Origin of the sequence: Eubacterium ramulus (assembly GCF_003122485.1) — a bacterium.
GTDB lineage: Bacteria > Bacillota > Clostridia > Lachnospirales > Lachnospiraceae > Eubacterium_I > Eubacterium_I ramulus_A.
This window is the reverse complement of record NZ_JRFU01000250.1, coordinates 1-2,194: the sequence shown is the minus strand read 5'-3', so window position 1 is coordinate 2,194 and position 2,194 is coordinate 1. Positions and strand designations below refer to the sequence as shown.

The following is a 2,194-nucleotide window of genomic DNA, read 5'->3' as shown; positions in this document are numbered from 1 at the left end:
TACTCACCACTTGCAGAAGTGGGAGTCTCAACTCAGACTGAGATCAAACATATGCAAAACTTGATGTATGATTTTGTTCTACATAAACTGACATATTTCTCTCAAGATCACGATACATTATCCTGGCATATTTCTAACCAGATACCGCTGAAATCCTTCATTCCCTGCACTTCCATATTTCGCTTCTGACAGGTTGCCAGAGCATCCAGAATTTCCGGTGTCACCAGTTCTCCCGGTGCAAGAATCGGGATCCCCGGCGGATACAGATACACAAATTCCCCGGACACGCTTCCGGCAGATTCCAGAAGTTTTACTTTTTCCTTTGGGGCATCCATCGCCTCTGAAATCTTCATTACCTTCTTCGCCGGACGATAAATCGCATCCGTGGTAAAAATCTGCTGTCCGTTTTCTTTTTCCAAATCGTCAGAGCCATCATGAAAGCTCTGATCAATTTCCTCCAATGCTGCAAACAACCGGTCAAAACCTTCCTTGGTATCCATAATGGAAGTCAGTGCCGTGGCATAATGTCCTGACGCCATTTCCAGCTCCAGATGATATTTTTGTGTCAGCAGATCTGCCAGATCCTGTCCATGCAGACCAACCGCCTCTGCACAGATCAGAATTTTGGAACTGTCTCTATCCCAGATACCGTCATCGTTCCCGTTTTCCGGAAAAACGCTTATATACTGTAAGTTTTCACAGGATTGGTAAAAATCATGCAACTGCTGCTCAAATGCCGCAAAAAGTGTGGTTCCCTGTTCGCGTAAAATGCGGGTACAGCGGTCAATTCCCGCCATCAAAACATAAGACGGAGAACTGGACTGATAAATGCCAAGATAACGTTTTACCCGTTCCAGATCCACCCACGGATTTTTCCGATAATGCAGCAATGCCGTCTGTGTGTATGCCGGTAACGTCTTGTGCACACTTTCAATACACAGATCCGCACCATAAGAAATCGCCTTTTTCGGAAATCTTTCTGAAAAACCAAAATGCGCGCCGTGTGCCTCATCCACGATCAACGGAATCTGATGTGCATGTACGATCTCCGCGATCGCCGCAATGTCGGACACCACACCGTCATAGGTCGGAGATGTCAGCAAAACCGCCTGCGTATCCGGATACTGCTCCAGCATCCGCTGCACCTCCTCCGGAGCAATGCTGCCCTGAATACCAAACTCCGTCTGCTCTGGATACAGATATTCTGTCTGCAATTCCATCAAATATACCGCATGGTACACCGCTTTGTGACAATTTCGCGCCATCAAAAGCCGTCCGCCTTTTTTTACCGTTCCACAAACTGCCGCAAGCAATCCCGCGGTACTTCCGTTGACCAGGAAAAAACTTTCATCCGCTCCAAAAGTCTGCGCTGCCCGCTGCTGTGCTTTCAGCAAAATTCCTTCCGCGTGGTGCAGGTTGTCAAACCCGGTGATCTCTGTAATGTCAATCGCTTCACAATTCCAGTTTCCCATCGTCTGGCGCTTGTGCCCCGGCATATGAAACGGATACGCATCCGAATTACAATATTCCAGCAATGCCCGATCCAGATATTTTTCATTTTCTATCATTCCACCACTTGGCTGATTCAGATATTTTTCGTTTTCTATCGTACCAACACTTGGCTGATCTGATTCTGCATTCTGATTTTTCTCCGTCATAAGTCACCTTTTACCTGTATCTTTTAATAAAAATGGCATCCATGTTTTCCATGCTCTTTTGTATAATATAATATTTGATTATAGCATAAAAAAATACAGGGACTCAATACTGTAAATTTTATAGCCAGAATTTTAATAACGCCGTACTCTCCGGCATGTGTACCTGACCGACGCTGCACGCCAGTGTCACCGGTATGCTTCCGCGGATCTTGCCACGCACATTCTGATAAAACACGCATGCTTCCAGCGGAATCCGCACTTTTCCATCCTTCACTTCTGCTTTTCGCAGCATTCCATCATTTTCATATTTTAAGGAAGACAAATGTCCCTGCATCATTCTTCCATCAATTCTGGAATGTGCGCGCATTTCACGAATGGTCAGTTCTAACCAGTTTCCTCTGGTTCGCCGGATCAATACCGCCAGCGATTCAAATCCCTGATCTGCCATAGACAGATGCCATTGTTTATCCTGTTCAAGAATGCTCCAGCATTCTTGTTGCGAGGTGCGCGTCATGCAATTGCATGACATACTTCAA

At 45.9% G+C, this 2,194-nt stretch carries 2 protein-coding genes; both read right to left on the bottom strand.

From position 1 onward, the window contains the following. Positions 1–107: 107 nt before the first annotated feature. Complete coding sequence (locus LG34_RS16280) at positions 108–1,658, bottom strand: aminotransferase class I/II-fold pyridoxal phosphate-dependent enzyme (RefSeq protein WP_242979940.1); 1,551 nt, start codon at positions 1,656–1,658, stop codon at positions 108–110. 118 nt (positions 1,659–1,776) lie between these two features. Continuing rightward, positions 1,777–2,106: a hypothetical protein gene (locus tag LG34_RS16275; protein ID WP_109217011.1), complete on the bottom strand. Its 330-nt coding sequence runs from the start codon at positions 2,104–2,106 to the stop codon at positions 1,777–1,779. Between the last annotated feature and the right edge of the window lie 88 nt (positions 2,107–2,194).